Here is a 14,756-nt window from a genome sequence, read left to right as displayed (position 1 = left end):
GAAAGGTGACAGACGTGGCACAACAAGCAGAGCAACCAGCAGAAGAAGATCTCTACCATGAATTGCTGGCATTGAAAGAAAGCGCTGAAAACACCCTGGCGCTGGCCAATAAAATGACAGATGAAGTGGCTGATCTGACAGAAAAAAACGCCGAGTTGCGAATTGAAAATGTAAATTTGCGCAATCGGTTAGAAGAGTTAAGCAAACCGGAAGGCACAACGAATCAAACTAAAGAGGGATTGTCGAAGTCCAAGAAAAACTTGGAAAAATTATACGAACAGGGATATCATGTATGCACCGTCCTGTATGGCTCACGGCGGGAAAATAATGAAGATTGCGCGTTTTGTCTAGACGTGATATATGGGGACCGCAAATGATTGAAGAACAACGCAGCTTTGGTGAACATAGCACAGGCACGCTCTACTTAGTGCCTACCCCAATCGGCAACTTAGGGGATTTCTCTCCCCGGGCGGTGCAGATATTGCAGGACGCCGATCTGATTGCGGCAGAGGATACCCGAAATACCCAAAAATTGCTGAACCATTATGATATTACGACCCATCAGATCAGCTTCCATGAGCATAATACCCAGAGTCGGATCCCTGTTTTATTGGCTGACTTGCAACAAGGTAAAACAATTGCTCAGGTCAGTGATGCCGGTATGCCAGCAATCAGTGATCCGGGACAGGAACTCGTGGCAGCGTGTGTGGCGGCGCATATTCCAGTGGTCGCTTTGCCCGGCCCCAATGCGGGACTCACGGCGCTGATCGCGTCAGGCTTAGTGACCCAGCCTTTTGCTTTTATCGGCTTTTTACCGCGCAAAGCGCAGGAGCAAGAACGCTTCTTGAGCCAGTATGCGGCGTTGCCGATGACCACCATTTATTATGAGTCGCCGCAGCGAATTGCCAAAACATTGGATCGTTTTGCGACAGTGGTGGGGCCCGATCGCCCCATTGTGGTTGCCCGAGAACTGACCAAAAAATTCGAGAGCTATATTCGCGGTACAGTCGCTCAGGTACAGGAATTTATTAAAGCAAAGGCGCCAAAGGGTGAGATGGTGATTTTACTGGGACCGCCCGCACCCGCAGCAGAATCGGTCGCCTGGTCCCAAGAGGCCGTACTGGCTGCTCTGCGGGATCGGGTCGTCCATGGTGAAAAGCCCACTGCCGCCGCTAAGGCAGTGGCCAAGGAATCAGGCTGGTCGCGGCAGGATGTGTATCAACAATACGTCGAACAGGAAAGCAGGTAAAACCATATGGCATTAGTGTGGTCGGAGAAATACACCATTCCGTACTTTCAAGTGAATACCCGGGAAGAGATGCATCTTTCCAGCTTACTGAACGTTTTAGTCATGGCGTCAGAACATCAAACAGAAGCGCTAGGGGTGGGCGAGGATAAAACCCATGCCCACGGTGTCGGTTGGGTTATTACGCAATACCATATGGCTTTTCAGCGGATGCCAAAAGTCGGCGACCAGGTGGAACTGCGGACCGCTGCCACAAGCCGGAACCGGTTTTTCTGTTATCGTGATTTTTGGGTGATGGACGACGCTGGCCAAGAAATGGTGCATATCACCGCCACATTTGTCATGATGAGCTTTGCCACACGCAAAATGGTACCGATCATCGATGAACTGGTTGCCCCGTTCCATACCGCTGAAGAGAAGAAAGTATTGAAGTTTCCGCGGATCACAAAAATGGACTATACAGGTGCCCCAGCCAAGCCTTACCGAGTGCGTTATCAAGACATTGACTCCAATCACCACGTTAATAATGTTCATTATTTTGACTGGATGATCGATACGCTGCCACTAGACTTCATTTTGCACCACCGCCTCGTCCAAGTGGATATTCGTTATGAACGGGAGATTCAGTATGGTGACACGGCGGAATCACTTTACTTGTCTGATACTGAGAATCCACTGATTACCCACCACTTAATTCGGCACGATGGCGAAACGAATACCGAGGCCATTTATCACTGGGAAGAAGACTAAAAAAACGTCCGTCGACATTCTTTGTCAGCGGGCGTTTTGCATTTCTAGGATACTGCGTTATTGACATAGTGGCGTAATTCATCACCCTGTTTGCCATTGCTAAGGGCGACCAATAGTTTGATGCGAGCCTTTTGCCCATTGAGTCCGCGGCAGAAAATGATTCCCATTTTCTTCAATTCCACACCGCCGCCCGCATAGTCATACACGTCCTCGGCAATACCGTTGAAGCAGCGCGATACCAGAACGATGGGGATATGATGGGCGAGCAGCTGACGAATTGCTGGCAATGTTTCGGGGGGCAGGTTGCCAGCGCCCAAGGCTTCGATTACGATACCGTGAGTCGTGGGCAGATCCACGGCCGAAAACAGATCGCCATCCATCCCAGCAAATGCCTTTAAAAGGTAAACACCATTAATGACGTGATCGATATCGCAAACGGTTTGTTGAATCAACTCTTGGAAGAAGTTGACGTGGTGTTTAGAAATTAAGCCAATCGGACCAAAAGTTGGTGTCCGAAAGGTGGCCACATTGGTAGTGTGGGTTTTGGTCACGAACCGGGCCGTGTGGACTTCGTCGTTCATCACGACCAATACCCCTTTTCCGCGGGCTTCATCTGAATAGGCGGTCCAGACGGCACTTTGAAAATTATACAGTCCATCACTGCCGATTTCATTGGCTCCGCGCATGGCGCCCGTGACAACGACGGAGATCGTGCTGGGTAAGGTCAAATCAAGGAAATAGGCCGTTTCTTCCAAAGTGTCGGTGCCATGGGTAATGACCACCCCGTCAATATCCTCCTCTCGTTCGCCTCGTAAGATTCGGTCGCGTAATGCCAACATACGCTGTGGCGTCATGTGGGGAGAGGGTAAATTGAAGATTTCCTCTGTGATCAGCTGGAGCTTGTGATCAAATAATCCTTGGAGATCATCTTGGGCCATTAACGGATTTTCAGCATTGGGTTGTAAAGCGCCTGACGCAGTGGCTGACATGGAAATTGTTCCGCCAGTGTGGAGGACTAGTATTTTTTTCACAGTTAGTGACGTCCTTTTCTCAATAGAATTGTATTCAGCATACATGTTGCGAGGAGAGTTGAAAAGGGGGAATACTTGCTTTTACAGCCATCCTGGTGCATCATATGTTACGTATTTACAGAAAAATACGGAGTAGGTCCCGATGCGTTAAGTGCCGCAGGAACGGAATGTGAACTGCGGACGAAGAGTTTAACTCGCGGTGTCGGGACCGCATTCGCCGCAAGATTATTTTGCGACAGCTCCCAAAAAGGAGATGTCAGAGATGACAACAACGCATTCATTAAAACTCACTTCTCTCCAGGTGATTTGGTTGGCGGTTCTGATGGCCATGCAAATGGTGCTCGCTAAATTCAGTATCGGCAACGATACGCTGGTCAAAGTGGGTTTTGGTTTTATTGGCACAGCATTACTGGGATATTTTTTTGGTCCGTGGTGGGCCGCGATTGCCAGTGGGTTGGACGATATCATCAGTATGTTTTTGTTTGGCGGAGGAGCCAACTTTTTCTTTGGGTTCACGCTTTCTGCAATGATGGCCGGTCTGATTTACGGGTATTGGTTGCACGAGCGGCCCCATCAGTGGCGTTACACTATTTTGGCCGTCCTCACCGTCACCGTCGTGGTGAATATGGTGATGAATACCATCTGGGTGCATTGGATGTATCAGACGCCGTGGTCTTTGCTAATTACTTGGCGGTTGTTGAAACAATTCATCTCCGCACCGATCAATATCGTGGTGTTATACACACTCTTCGGTGGGTTGGAGCGGTTGCCGCAATTGGCACGATTTAAAGTAAAATCATGATGTGATTAAGAAGGGGATTGACAAAACTTGCGGGTAATTGCCATTGATACTGCGAATAAGCCGCTAAGCGTGGCAATCAGTGAGGACGATACATTGCTGGGGACGGTCACGCTCAACATGGCCCGGACCCATAGTCAAACATTGATGCCCGTGGTGGCTGAACTGTTAGACCATACCCAGACGAAAGTGGAAGATTTGGATCGCGTGGCCGTCACTAGCGGGCCGGGAAGTTATACCGGCGTACGGATTGGAGTGACGACAGCAAAGACATTGGCCTGGACGATGGGCATTCCTTTAGTGACTACCACCTCGTTGCAATTGCTGGCGGGTAATATTCCCACAACGGACACGCGGCTGATCGTATCACTTATTGATGCGCGTCATATGAATGTATATGCCGGCGGCTATCAGTGGATTCCGGAAGAACCTGAGCAGGGTCCCCGGAATGTGATTTTACCGCGGCACTTAGCCCTAGCGGATCTTTTACCCGATGTGGCGGCATTGCGGCAACCCACAATATTTGTGGGTAATATTCCACTGGAGGATCAGGCCTTGATTCGCGCACAACTCGGCGACCAAGCCAGTTTTGCTGGCGATCTTGCCAGTTTGCCGCAAACTGCCCGGTTAGCACTATGGGCACCAGAAATGACACCGATCAAAAATATTCATGATTTTGTACCGACCTACTACCGCTTAACCCAAGCGGAGCAGGAATGGGGGAAACATCATCATGATGAAGGACACGCGCCCTATGTTCAAGAAGTTTAAAGAATGGTTTAGCGGCAGCGAAGAGCAACCCGCGATTTTACAGTATCCCGAAACCCCCGTGACTATTAAGGGGGTTTCTTATGTGCTCAAAAAAGCCGCAGAAGAAGACATCCCCGCCATGTTGGCTGTTGAACGGCGTATCTATCAGGGACAGCAGCCATGGGATGCCCGGGCCTTTCACTCGGAATTGCGGCGGCGAGACAAAGCCCTCTATTTGAATGTCTTTCACGATCAAGATTTGGTGGCATATATTGGTTCATGGTTTACCCCCGATGAAGCCCACGTCACCAACTTGGCGGTCGATCCAGATTGGCAGTCGCGCGGATTGGGACGCTTTTTGATGCAGTTAATGATTCATCGGGCGGCGGTCTATGGTGCGTCGAAGATGACTCTGGAAGTGCGGGTGGATAATGCGCCGGCTATTTCCTTGTATCATTCGTTAGGATTTCAAAATGGGGCCATCAAACCTAACTATTACTTGGCCGACCATATGGATGCCCGTAACATGATTTTACCGATCGACCCACAAGAAAAGGAGGAATAAACTGGTTTGCGTGAATTAATTCTGGCGTTTGAATCCAGCTGTGATGAAACAAGCGTGGCAGTCGTGGAGAATGGCCACACCATTCTCAGTAACATCATTGCCACCCAGATTAATAGTCACAAAAGGTTTGGCGGGGTTGTTCCCGAAGTAGCGAGTCGCCACCATGTGCAGCAAATTACCCGCTGTACAGAGGAAGCAATGGCCCAGGCGGGGGTTGATTATGATGACCTCACTGCGGTGGCTGTGACTATGGGCCCTGGTTTGGTGGGGGCGTTACTCATTGGCGTTACGGCGGCTAAAGTGATTGCATTTGCCCATCACTTACCGCTGATTCCCATCAACCATATGGCAGGACACACTTATGCCGCCAGTTATGTCGCCCCGTTTGAGTTTCCGCTGCTGGCATTGCTGGTATCCGGCGGGCACACAGAGCTGGTGTATATGCAGTCCGACTACGATTTTGAAATCATCGGCGATACCCGGGATGATGCTGTGGGTGAAGCGTATGATAAAATCGGTCGGGTATTAGGTATTACCTACCCGGCGGGTAAAGAGGTGGACGCGTTAGCCCATGAAGGTCAGGACACATTCCACTTCCCCCGAGCGATGCTTGAGGAAGACAATCTTGACTTCAGTTTTTCCGGTTTAAAGAGTGCGTTCATCAATACTGTCCATCATGCCGATCAACTGAATGAAACGCTGGATCGAGCGGATTTGGCTACCAGTTTTCAAGCGGCCGTATTGGACATTTTAGTAGGCAAAACATTACGGGCGCTGCAGACCCATCCGGTCCATCAATTAGTGATTGCCGGCGGGGTTGCCGCGAATCAGGGCTTGCGCGAACGTATGCACACTGAATTGGCTAAATTACCGAATCCGCCGCAGCTTTTGATTCCGCCGTTGCGGCTGTGTGGCGATAACGCTGCCATGATCGGTGCAGCGGCCCATGTGGCACTGGCGAAGGGAATTCGTGGTGATTTGCACTTGAACGCCGACCCTGGCCTGTCATTTGACACACGTACCGCATAAAATAACACGAAACCAGAAATAATCACAGCAGTATCCCTGACACCGCCTCATGCCGGCAAAGGTTTCCAGACACTTCCTAAAAATAACAAATAGTTGACATGAAACGGCTACCAGTGTATCCTTATAAATGTAAAGGAATTCACCACCAATCTGGCGATAATAAGGAGATTGTAAATATGGCAGATCATGAAAAAACAATTATGTTAGTTTGTGCAGCAGGTATGTCCACTTCAATGTTAGTTCAGCGGATGCAGGCTGCCGCAGAAAAAGATGGTGTGACCGCTAAGATCTTCGCCACGGGCGCGTCTGATGCAGACAACAAGTTGGCAGACAACGATGTTGATGTATTGTTGTTAGGACCGCAAGTTCGTTTCATGAAGGACCAATTCACTAAGAAATTGGCTGACAAGGACATCCCAGTTGATGTCATTGACATGCGGGCTTATGGTATGATGGACGGCGAGACCGTTCTGCAACAAGCATTTAAGCTTATTGGTTAATTAAAACAGGATAGGTCTTTCGTTGACGCTGAGCGTTAACGAAAGACCTTTTTTATTTATCGGCTCATTTGGTGAGCTATTGGTTGGAGGAATATTGATGCAATTTGTCATTAGTGATACCCATTATTTCCACGCTGATCTGCTGGGTGATAACGATTTTGCCCCACGCCTTTTTCCCAATGTGGAAGCGATGAACCAGCAGATGATTACCGCCTGGAATGAGCGGGTGGCAGAGCATGACACGGTTTATCACTTGGGGGACATTGCGCTGCGCCCCCATGATTATTTAACCCCAGCAGAAATTGCCGGGATTTTGGCACAATTGAATGGTCATATTGTGTTGATCAAGGGTAACCACGACTATCGTGATTTGTTTAAGTACTTGGCCCAGCACAACCCGATATTGCCGGATGGCCAGGTGAAGTATACATTCCACGATGTCGGTATTATCGTCAAATTTGATCATAATCAATTTTTCTTGACGCATTACCCATTATTGTTCGGAATCACCCACCAGACCTACAATTTACACGGGCACATTCACCACAACATGATGCCCACGGATACGAATATCAATATCGGGGTGGATGCTCCTGAACGGCAATGGGTTAACCCGACATTACCCTTTGGGGCGCCTTTGACGTTTGCTGAAGTGATGCAAATGATTGCCGGCAAGAAAAAATTCCTGGCCGCCCAGTCGCATTAGCGTCGTTGTCAATCGCCAAGGGCCACGGTATAGTGTGTGTATGATGAAAATTGTTGAGAAAAGAGGCAGTTCGGTGCAAGAAACCATTCATCTCCTCCACACCAATGATCTGCATTCCCATTTCGAAAATTGGCCGCGTATAGAACGGCAATTGGCGAAACGGAAGGCGGATGGATTGGCAGCGGCGGGGAATAATACGGTCTTCACGTTTGATATCGGGGATGCCATGGATCGCGCTCACCCGTTAACGGAGGCCACCGATGGCGCTAGTAACATTGCGATGTTCAACGAGGTCGGCTATGATGCTGTCACCATTGGCAATAATGAAGGCATTGGTAATCCGCCGGCCGTATTATGGCACTTGTACGATCATGCCCAGTTTCCGGTGGTGTTGGGCAATCTTTTTAGTGACGCCGACCGGACAAAGCTAGTGCCTTTTGCGGTGGATCACCTTATGTTGCATACCAAACAAGGCACACGAGTGTTGGTATTGGGTTACACCGCTCCATTCATCACGACTTATACCGCTAATCATTGGTACCCGGAAATGGTGGGCACGGTTTTACCCGAACAATTGGCCCGTTTTGCTGGCCAGTATGATGTATGTATTGTTTTATCGCACCTCGGAATTGAAATGGATCGGTGGCTGGCTCGCCATTATCCCCAAATCGATGTGATATTAGGGGCACATACCCATCATCTCCTGCCCCAAGGCGAACTGGACAATGGGGTATTGCTTGGTGCAGCGGGCAAGTGGGGTGAACACCTGGGTGAAATGTCACTGGTGGTGCAGGATCATCACATTGTCGAGAAGAAGGCTTGGGTTTATGATACGGCCGATTTACCCGCTGCTCCCGGCGATAGTCAAGAAATCGATCAGTGGGCAGCAGAGGGACATCAGTTATTACAACAGGAACAGATTGCGCAACTGCCCCAAGACTTTCCGATCGATTACAATCGGCCGTCACCGATGCTTGATTTAGCATTGGCCGCGTTGCAAGAATATACCGGGACCGAGGCCGCGGTACTGAATGCAGGACTCTTTTTGACCGGACTACATGAAGGCATCGTCACAGCAGATGATCTGCACACCCAAATGCCTCATCCCATGCATGCCATGAAAGTGACTTTGCGGGGAACGGATCTTTGGCGGTTAGTGCGCGAGATGGAAAAAAACCGGGGATTCTTACGCCGTTTTCCACTTCGGGGAATGAGTTTCCGGGGTAAGATTTTTGGGACGATCGGGTATGCTGGAATTCGGTATGATCCGACTAATCGCACGGTTTATTGGCACGACCGACCCATTGACCCGAATCAGCAATATACCATCGCCACATTGGATCATTATTTGTTCGTGCCGTTTTTCCCGACTATTGAGATTATGGGAGACAACGAGATTTTGTTTCCAGATTTTCTGCGGCAAATTGTGGCCCGCTATCTTGCGCGTCATTATCCATTGCCGGAAGAAGAATGACCAGAAAGGGAGGGTCTCATGAGTGACCAGTTATCGTCTCCAGACACACCGGAGAAAGCAGAGACCATTGCGACGCCAATTCATCAAGTGGTTCAATTGGCGGATGATCAAATCCAAATTGATGATTTAACCTATCGCGTCGTTTTTAATCATAAGGATGGCTTTGATCCAGAGGCTCTATCCACGTCATTTATCGACTTACTGACCAAGTATGATTACATCGTGGGGGATTGGGGTTTTGAACAATTACGGTTACGGGGCTTTTATGCCGATGGTCATAAACATGCGAATCGAGACCAATATATTTCGACCCTGATGGATTATATTTATGAGTTTTGTAATTTTGGCTGTGCTTATTTTGTTTTGGAACGACTCAGCCCAGCGCCCGCAGCCCCGCATATTGAGCCAGCTCCGCGGAACCGACCAAAGTTGCGGCGGCCGGTGCACAAAGAACGCCGCGAGCGGACACGGCGCCATTGAGTTCACAACACATAGAAAGAAGAGACGATATTGCGGCATTACAAAGGTTACTTCATTGATTTGGACGGAACAATTTACAAGGGGAAGGAACGCATTCCAGCTGCCAAGGGCTTCATCGAACGGTTACAGGCTGCGCATGTGCCGTTTCTTTTTTTAACCAACAATACGACCAAAACACCCGAAGCAGTGGTGGACAACCTGGCCCACAATCACGGTATTCACGTGTCACCAGAAACCGTCTATACCCCATCACTAGCCACCGCGGCTTATTTGACAAGCCGTGCACAAACAGTCGGGCATAAATTCAGCTTCTATTGTATTGGCGAGTTGGGATTGAAGAAGGCCTTGCTGGATGCGGGGATGACTTTGGAAGAGGTCAATCCGGATTATGTTGTGGTCGGTCTGGATTATGATGTCACATATCATAAGTTTGAAACGGCGACATTGGCTATCAAACGAGGAGCCCGTTTTATCGGGACCAATGAGGATACCAATTTGCCCAATGAGCGCGGATTAGTTCCAGGGGCTGGTTCGCTGGTAGCACTGGTTGAGCGGGCAACCCAGCAAAAGGCATTTTATATCGGCAAACCGCAAGTGCCGATCATGCGGGCCGCGTTGAACGAAATCGGTTTACCGCCTAAAGACGTCATCATGGTGGGGGATAATTACCACACTGATATTCAAGCCGGCATAAACACCGGTATGGACACACTGCTCGTGACTACTGGGTATACGAAGCCAACCGAAGTGCCTAAATTACCCGTTAAACCGACCTATGTTGTGGCCAGCTTAGCAGATTGGCAGGTTGAAGCATGATTCGACGCTTTGGGTTTTGGGTGGCGTTATGGCTATTTGTACTCAGTGCAGCGATCGCGATCACGATCTTGGGAACTTTTATCCTTTATCCCATTGACGTGCATTTTTTAGACATATTGGATCAATCCAACGTCCAAGTCACATTTGGTCAATTGTATGCTAATTTTGCTCAGTTGATGGCCTATCTTCATTTTCCTTGGATCACGACCTTGCATATGACTAATTTCCCGGTTTCCAGCACTGGTGCACAACATTTCAGTGATGTGAAGAATTTATTTTTACTGGATTATGCCATTTTGATCATCACCGCTTTGCCCGCCTGGCACTTCCTGGGGCAACTGAAAAAGAACCGCGAAACATGGCGTTTGTATCGCCAAAGCACTGTGGCCATGGGTGTGCCGATCGTGTTAGGTGCGCTGGCGCTGATGGGTTTTGATCGATTCTTTGTCACATTCCACGAAATCCTTTTTCGCAATTCGGACTGGATTTTTGATCCGGCTAAAGACCCAATTATTACTGTGTTGCCAGAAGACTTTTTTGCCCATACATTTTTTCTGGCGTTTATCCTCTTGGAACTGATTTGCTGGGGCTTGCGGCACTGGGCCAAAAAACAATTTCGGGCATAATAAAAAAGGAGCCGAGCGCTCCTTTTTTATTATGCCCAGTTTATTCTTACTCGACTGAAGGTTTACCGAACCGATGCTTCAGGTAGGCAAATACCATTGGCAGCAAAGAGATGAACACGATGGCCAGGGCGACCAGGCTAAAGTGCTGTTGAACAAAGGGAATGTTGCCGAAGAAGTAGCCGCCGGACAGGCAGACCACTACCCATGCCAGCCCACCGATGAAGTTGTAGTGGAGGAAGTGCATGTAGTGCATGTTGCTGCCACCAGAAACGAACGGGGCAAAGGTCCGGACAATGGGGACGAACCGCGCGATGGCGATCGTCTTGCCCCCGTGTTTATTGAAGAAATCTTCGGCGACCTTTAATTTATCCCGGTTAATGAACCGCCCGAAGAACGAATTATTGGAAGCCGCTAATCCCATATGATGGCCAATGTGGTAATTGACAGTATCACCGATGACGGCGGCGGCCAAAAAGATGAAGAATAACAGACAAATATTCAAGTGATACTCTGCATTGGCAGCCAAGGCTGCCGCGGCAAAGAGAAGCGAATCACCAGGTAGAAATGGGAAAATTACAATCCCAGTCTCAATAAAGATCATCACAAACAAAATTACGTAAGTCCAATTACCAAAGGTGCCTACAATTTGGACCAGATGGTCGTCGATATGTAGGATAAAGTCAATTAACGTACTCATGGGATTAGCCCTCCACTTGTTCCATTTTTCATTGTCGTTTTCAGATAAACTAGAGGCATTATATCAAAAAAAGAAGCGGCAAAGAAATCTTTAGCCGCTTCGTTGATAATTCTTAGGTTTTTAACGCGCGTTCATGTCTTTAATACACATCGGGCTGTGTTTCTGGATGGGCATGAGCCAGCCGGCTGGCGGCGGCTGCTGCAATGGCACCGACGATATCGTCCAAGAAGGTGTGAATAATACCCGGTTCATGCGCATTTAATTTGGCAAGAATTCCAGGCTTGATTTTGTCGATATAACCATAGTTGGTCAAACCGATACTACCGTACACATTGACAATGGACAACGCCATGATTTCATCAATACCGTACAGACCCTCATCTTCTTCAACAATTTGTTGCAGCGGGGGTTCTAATTTCTTTTGTTCTGCTAATTTATCCAATTGAATCCCAGTCATGATCGCGTTTTGCACTTCTCGTTTGTGCAAGACGACATCGACACTTTCATTGCATTCAGCAAGTGTCAGATTGGGGATGTACTTTTCTTGAAGGAAAAGGGTTAACTTGCCGATTTCTTCGAGGTCGACGCCTCGCTCGTGTAACAGATGGACACAGTAATCGTAAATTCGTTCCGCATTTGTTGCCATGATGGGCCTGCTTTCTATTGCTAATGAATCAATGAAGTGGAGTGCAAAGGCTGCTTACGTTCGGGGTAGACTTGTTGCAAGGCTTGGGTGACAGCGACGGGCGCCTCGCCAAAGCCGCTGGCAATGAGCTGCATCTTGCCTGGATAAGTAACCACGTCACCAATGGCGTAAATACGGTCAGTGGAAGTGGCCATATGCGTATCCACTGGCACTGTCGCACCCTGAATTTCAATCGGGAACTGACGCAATATACGGGCATCGGCAGTAAAACCATAATTGACGATCAGCTGATCAGTCAGCACCGTGGTTTCTTCCTTGGTGCGGGCCTTCTTTAACTGAATTTCTATCTGTTTACCCGCTGGTGCCAAGCCGCTCAGCAGGTACGGCGTCATAATTTTAATACTGGAAGCTTTCATCTTTTCAACGCTGGATTCTAATCCACGGAATTGATCTCGCCGATGGATAATCGTCACACTTTTGGCGATGGGCTCTAGGGCCAGTGCCCAGTCAATGGCAGAGTCGCCGCCACCAGCCACGGTGACGTTTTGGTCCCGGAAGTCTTCTAAGTTATTGATGAAGTAATGGACCTGCCGATCGTCTAGCTTGTGATCATACTTGAAGGCCAATTTCCGTGGTGCAAAAGCCCCATTGCCAATGGCGATCACGACCGCCCGACTATGGTAGTCGCCATGATTCGTGATGATGGTAAATGTCTCGTCTGCTTCTTTGGTGATTTTTTCTACAGTGGTATTCAACGAAATGGCTGGCGAAAATTCAGTCAATTGATCAGCTAATTGAGCCACGAGTTCTTTTGCTTTGATGTGTGGGAAGCCAGCCACATCGTATACATCTTTTTCGGGATAGAGGGCAGCCACTTGGCCGCCTAAATGGGGGAGTGTTTCGATCAGGTGGGCATCGGCATTCCGTAAGCCGGCGTAAAAAGCCGCGAACATACCGACTGGGCCGCCTCCGATGATACTGATATCGTACATATGTGTTGTGTCTGCTGTCACTGTGACCGTTCCTTTCCATACTGTTTCCTCAACAGCATAGCACAGATTGTTTTTTGGAGGGTGGCCGAATTACTACGAGACTTTTGCTCGTCCATCTTTACACAAAGACGTTTTCTGGGTACTATTAAGTTGCTAATGAAAGCACTTTAATATAATTTCACGGATCATTTAACCCGTGATGGAAAGCAGGTTACGAAATAATGTATGCAGCAATTGAAGCAGGGGGCACCAAATTTGTCTGTGCCGTCAGCGATCATGATTTTACCATCAAGGACCGTAAACACATTCCCACGACTACTCCCCAGGAGACTCTTGGTGCGGTTTTTACGTTCTTTGATCAATATGATATTGAGGCAATCGGCATTGGTTCCTTTGGCCCGATTGATGCCAATCCGGAATCCGCGCACTATGGCTATATCACCACGACCCCAAAGTTAGCCTGGACCAACTTTGACTTTCTAGGAGCCATTCGGGCGCATTATCCAAATACGAAGACAGCCTTTACGACAGATGTGAATGTGGCCGCCTTTGGTGAGTTTAAACTCGGTGCTGCCCAAGGTAAAAAGAATGTCGCCTACTATACAGTGGGCACGGGGATTGGCATGGGGTATATTCATAACGGTCAAATTTACATGGGCCGCGAAAATCCAGAAGCGGGGCACTTTTTAGTTCGTCGCCATCCTGATGACCATTTTGTCGGTGCATGCCCGTATCACCAAGATTGTTTAGAGGGTATGGCCGCTGGTCCAGCCTTGGAACAGCGTTGGGGTAAAAAGGGTAAAGATATTGACCCCAATTCCCAAGCCTGGGAAATTGAAGCCTACTATTTGGCTCAGGCATCCATGAATACGACATTGTACCTGTCTCCCGATATCATTGTGTTTGGCGGCGGGGTTTCTAAACAAGCACAACTTTTCCCATTGATTCGGTCGCAATTTGCGAAGATCTTGGGGGACTATGTGGATGTACCGCCGATCTCGGATTATATTGTTCCCGTGGGTCTCGGAGATGATGCAGGGATCACTGGTGCCTTACTGTTGGCTGCTGAACAATAATTTTGACAGTCCGGGTATAATGAGGCCAATAGCGATAAGAAAGGGGGCTTAGGACAATTGGAAGTCCGTATTGGTGATGTTCTTTCTGGCACGATCAGCGGTATTCAGCCCTATGGTGCCTTTGTCGCCTTGGATGATGATACCCAAGGATTGATTCATATTTCTGAGTGTTGCCACGGGTATGTGAAGAGTGTACGGGATATTCTCCATGTGGGGGATGTGGTCCGCGTTAAAGTTCTTGATGTTGATGAATATTCTCGTAAGGTGAGCTTGTCACTGCGAGCGCTCAGTCAAGATCCCTTTACCGGGGAGCACACCCGGTCTAAGCATTACTGGACTAACCGTCACGGAGAGGCTGGTTTTGCACCAATTCATAATGCCGTTCCGGGTTGGTTAAAAGAAGCCGAAAAAGATTTTTTTGACTGATTTTTCAGGAAAAAACAAGGAATTTACTGAGATATCCGAAATATCTCGGCGGTGACCCAAGCTATTTATTAATAATAGCTTGGGTCACTTTTGGGTTTGTTCGTTAATGTTTTTTAGTCGCATCAATTTTTTGTAAAAAGGGTGTTG

18 protein-coding genes, 1 pseudogene and 1 riboswitch are annotated in these 14,756 nt (G+C 48.5%); of the genes and pseudogenes, 15 read left to right on the top strand and 4 right to left on the bottom strand.

Going from position 1 to position 14,756, the window contains the following annotated elements; translation table 11 throughout:
* Positions 1-14: 14 nt before the first annotated feature.
* From FD09_RS14520 to FD09_RS14510, 3 genes are read left to right on the top strand one after another with little or no spacing between them, the layout of a single operon-like run.
* A complete protein-coding gene (locus FD09_RS14520) occupies positions 15-377 on the top strand; it encodes a DNA replication initiation control protein YabA (protein WP_057822418.1) in 363 nt (120 codons plus the stop codon).
* Positions 377-1,249: a 16S rRNA (cytidine(1402)-2'-O)-methyltransferase gene (rsmI, locus tag FD09_RS14515; RefSeq protein WP_057822431.1), complete on the top strand. Its 873-nt coding sequence runs from the start codon at positions 377-379 to the stop codon at positions 1,247-1,249. Before FD09_RS14520 ends, rsmI begins: the two co-directional genes overlap by 1 nt.
* 6 nt (positions 1,250-1,255) lie before the next feature.
* On the top strand, positions 1,256-1,996 hold the full coding sequence (locus FD09_RS14510) for an acyl-[acyl-carrier-protein] thioesterase (RefSeq protein WP_057822417.1): 741 nt from the start codon (positions 1,256-1,258) through the stop codon (positions 1,994-1,996).
* 44 nt (positions 1,997-2,040) lie between these two features.
* On the opposite strand, the gene FD09_RS14505 is transcribed toward FD09_RS14510, so the two are convergent.
* Complete coding sequence (locus FD09_RS14505; RefSeq protein ID WP_201782882.1) at positions 2,041-3,072, bottom strand: asparaginase; 1,032 nt, start codon at positions 3,070-3,072, stop codon at positions 2,041-2,043.
* Between the two features lie 81 nt (positions 3,073-3,153).
* Positions 3,154-3,249, top strand: a riboswitch (THF riboswitch).
* Positions 3,250-3,289: 40 nt separating this feature from the next.
* On the opposite strand from FD09_RS14505, the gene FD09_RS14500 reads away from it, so the two are divergent.
* From FD09_RS14500 to FD09_RS14455, 10 genes and pseudogenes are all read left to right on the top strand, one after another.
* Positions 3,290-3,829 carry a folate family ECF transporter S component gene (locus FD09_RS14500; protein WP_057822415.1) on the top strand — a complete coding sequence of 180 codons (540 nt, stop codon included), beginning with the start codon at positions 3,290-3,292 and terminating at the stop codon, positions 3,827-3,829.
* A gap of 27 nt (positions 3,830-3,856) precedes the next feature.
* Positions 3,857-4,597: a tRNA (adenosine(37)-N6)-threonylcarbamoyltransferase complex dimerization subunit type 1 TsaB gene (gene tsaB, locus FD09_RS14495; RefSeq protein ID WP_057822414.1), complete on the top strand. Its 741-nt coding sequence runs from the start codon at positions 3,857-3,859 to the stop codon at positions 4,595-4,597.
* Positions 4,581-5,141 (top strand): ribosomal protein S18-alanine N-acetyltransferase, encoded by a 561-nt coding sequence (gene rimI, locus FD09_RS16430; protein WP_057822413.1) that lies wholly within the window; start codon positions 4,581-4,583, stop codon positions 5,139-5,141. Before tsaB ends, rimI begins: the two co-directional genes overlap by 17 nt.
* Positions 5,142-5,147: 6 nt before the next feature.
* On the top strand, positions 5,148-6,170 hold the full coding sequence (gene tsaD, locus FD09_RS16425; RefSeq protein ID WP_057822412.1) for a tRNA (adenosine(37)-N6)-threonylcarbamoyltransferase complex transferase subunit TsaD: 1,023 nt from the start codon (positions 5,148-5,150) through the stop codon (positions 6,168-6,170).
* A gap of 176 nt (positions 6,171-6,346) precedes the next feature.
* Positions 6,347-6,670, top strand: a complete 324-nt coding sequence (locus tag FD09_RS14480) for a PTS sugar transporter subunit IIB (RefSeq protein ID WP_057822411.1) — start codon at positions 6,347-6,349, stop codon at positions 6,668-6,670.
* Positions 6,671-6,767: 97 nt separating this feature from the next.
* Positions 6,768-7,376 carry a metallophosphoesterase gene (locus FD09_RS14475; RefSeq protein ID WP_057822410.1) on the top strand — a complete coding sequence of 203 codons (609 nt, stop codon included), beginning with the start codon at positions 6,768-6,770 and terminating at the stop codon, positions 7,374-7,376.
* 43 nt (positions 7,377-7,419) lie between these two features.
* On the top strand, positions 7,420-8,850 hold the full coding sequence (locus FD09_RS14470; RefSeq protein WP_057822409.1) for a bifunctional metallophosphatase/5'-nucleotidase: 1,431 nt from the start codon (positions 7,420-7,422) through the stop codon (positions 8,848-8,850).
* A 66-nt stretch (positions 8,851-8,916) separates the two neighbouring features.
* Positions 8,917-9,222: pseudogene (locus tag FD09_RS16065) on the top strand (YutD family protein); the annotation flags it as partial.
* Between the two features lie 135 nt (positions 9,223-9,357).
* Positions 9,358-10,146 (top strand): TIGR01457 family HAD-type hydrolase, encoded by a 789-nt coding sequence (locus tag FD09_RS14460; protein WP_057822408.1) that lies wholly within the window; start codon positions 9,358-9,360, stop codon positions 10,144-10,146.
* Positions 10,143-10,772, top strand: coding sequence for a TIGR01906 family membrane protein (locus FD09_RS14455; protein ID WP_057822407.1), 630 nt, complete (start codon positions 10,143-10,145; stop codon positions 10,770-10,772). Before FD09_RS14460 ends, FD09_RS14455 begins: the two co-directional genes overlap by 4 nt.
* 46 nt (positions 10,773-10,818) lie before the next feature.
* Here FD09_RS14455 and FD09_RS14450 read toward each other — a convergent pair whose 3' ends face one another.
* The 3 genes from FD09_RS14450 to FD09_RS14440 form a co-directional block, all read right to left on the bottom strand.
* Positions 10,819-11,469 carry a VTT domain-containing protein gene (locus FD09_RS14450; protein WP_057822406.1) on the bottom strand — a complete coding sequence of 217 codons (651 nt, stop codon included), beginning with the start codon at positions 11,467-11,469 and terminating at the stop codon, positions 10,819-10,821.
* 139 nt (positions 11,470-11,608) lie between these two features.
* Positions 11,609-12,115, bottom strand: coding sequence for a phosphatidylglycerophosphatase A family protein (locus tag FD09_RS14445; RefSeq protein ID WP_057822405.1), 507 nt, complete (start codon positions 12,113-12,115; stop codon positions 11,609-11,611).
* A 20-nt stretch (positions 12,116-12,135) separates the two neighbouring features.
* Entirely contained in the window at positions 12,136-13,107 is a 972-nt protein-coding gene (locus FD09_RS14440) for an NAD(P)/FAD-dependent oxidoreductase (protein ID WP_057822404.1), read from the bottom strand.
* Positions 13,108-13,328: 221 nt separating this feature from the next.
* Here FD09_RS14440 and FD09_RS14435 point away from each other — a divergent pair, with 221 nt between their 5' ends.
* A complete protein-coding gene (locus tag FD09_RS14435) occupies positions 13,329-14,183 on the top strand; it encodes an ROK family protein (RefSeq protein WP_157053855.1) in 855 nt (284 codons plus the stop codon).
* Between the two features lie 57 nt (positions 14,184-14,240).
* Entirely contained in the window at positions 14,241-14,609 is a 369-nt protein-coding gene (locus FD09_RS14430; RefSeq protein WP_057822402.1) for a CvfD/Ygs/GSP13 family RNA-binding post-transcriptional regulator, read from the top strand.
* The last annotated feature ends 147 nt before the right edge of the window (positions 14,610-14,756 follow it).

It is taken from the genome of Schleiferilactobacillus perolens DSM 12744 (assembly GCF_001435585.1).
In the GTDB taxonomy this organism is placed as follows: Bacteria; Bacillota; Bacilli; order Lactobacillales; family Lactobacillaceae; genus Schleiferilactobacillus; species Schleiferilactobacillus perolens.
This window is presented reverse-complemented; position numbering and strand designations above follow the sequence as displayed.

What these genes read in the sequence shown, in the direction of transcription:
- rimI (WP_057822413.1), top strand. Translation starts at nt 4,581, where the DNA reads ATGTTCAAGAAGTTTAAAGAATGGTTTAGCGGCAGCGAAGAGCAACCC.
- FD09_RS14500 (WP_057822415.1), top strand. Translation starts at nt 3,290, where the DNA reads ATGACAACAACGCATTCATTAAAACTCACTTCTCTCCAGGTGATTTGG.
- FD09_RS14455 (WP_057822407.1), top strand. Translation starts at nt 10,143, where the DNA reads ATGATTCGACGCTTTGGGTTTTGGGTGGCGTTATGGCTATTTGTACTC.
- FD09_RS14510 (WP_057822417.1), top strand. Translation starts at nt 1,256, where the DNA reads ATGGCATTAGTGTGGTCGGAGAAATACACCATTCCGTACTTTCAAGTG.
- FD09_RS14480 (WP_057822411.1), top strand. Translation starts at nt 6,347, where the DNA reads ATGGCAGATCATGAAAAAACAATTATGTTAGTTTGTGCAGCAGGTATG.
- FD09_RS14470 (WP_057822409.1), top strand. Translation starts at nt 7,420, where the DNA reads ATGAAAATTGTTGAGAAAAGAGGCAGTTCGGTGCAAGAAACCATTCAT.
- FD09_RS14450 (WP_057822406.1), bottom strand. Translation starts at nt 11,469, where the DNA reads ATGAGTACGTTAATTGACTTTATCCTACATATCGACGACCATCTGGTC.
- FD09_RS14475 (WP_057822410.1), top strand. Translation starts at nt 6,768, where the DNA reads ATGCAATTTGTCATTAGTGATACCCATTATTTCCACGCTGATCTGCTG.
- FD09_RS14445 (WP_057822405.1), bottom strand. Translation starts at nt 12,115, where the DNA reads ATGGCAACAAATGCGGAACGAATTTACGATTACTGTGTCCATCTGTTA.
- FD09_RS14435 (WP_157053855.1), top strand. Translation starts at nt 13,329, where the DNA reads ATGTATGCAGCAATTGAAGCAGGGGGCACCAAATTTGTCTGTGCCGTC.
- FD09_RS14505 (WP_201782882.1), bottom strand. Translation starts at nt 3,072, where the DNA reads ATGTATGCTGAATACAATTCTATTGAGAAAAGGACGTCACTAACTGTG.
- FD09_RS14440 (WP_057822404.1), bottom strand. Translation starts at nt 13,107, where the DNA reads ATGTACGATATCAGTATCATCGGAGGCGGCCCAGTCGGTATGTTCGCG.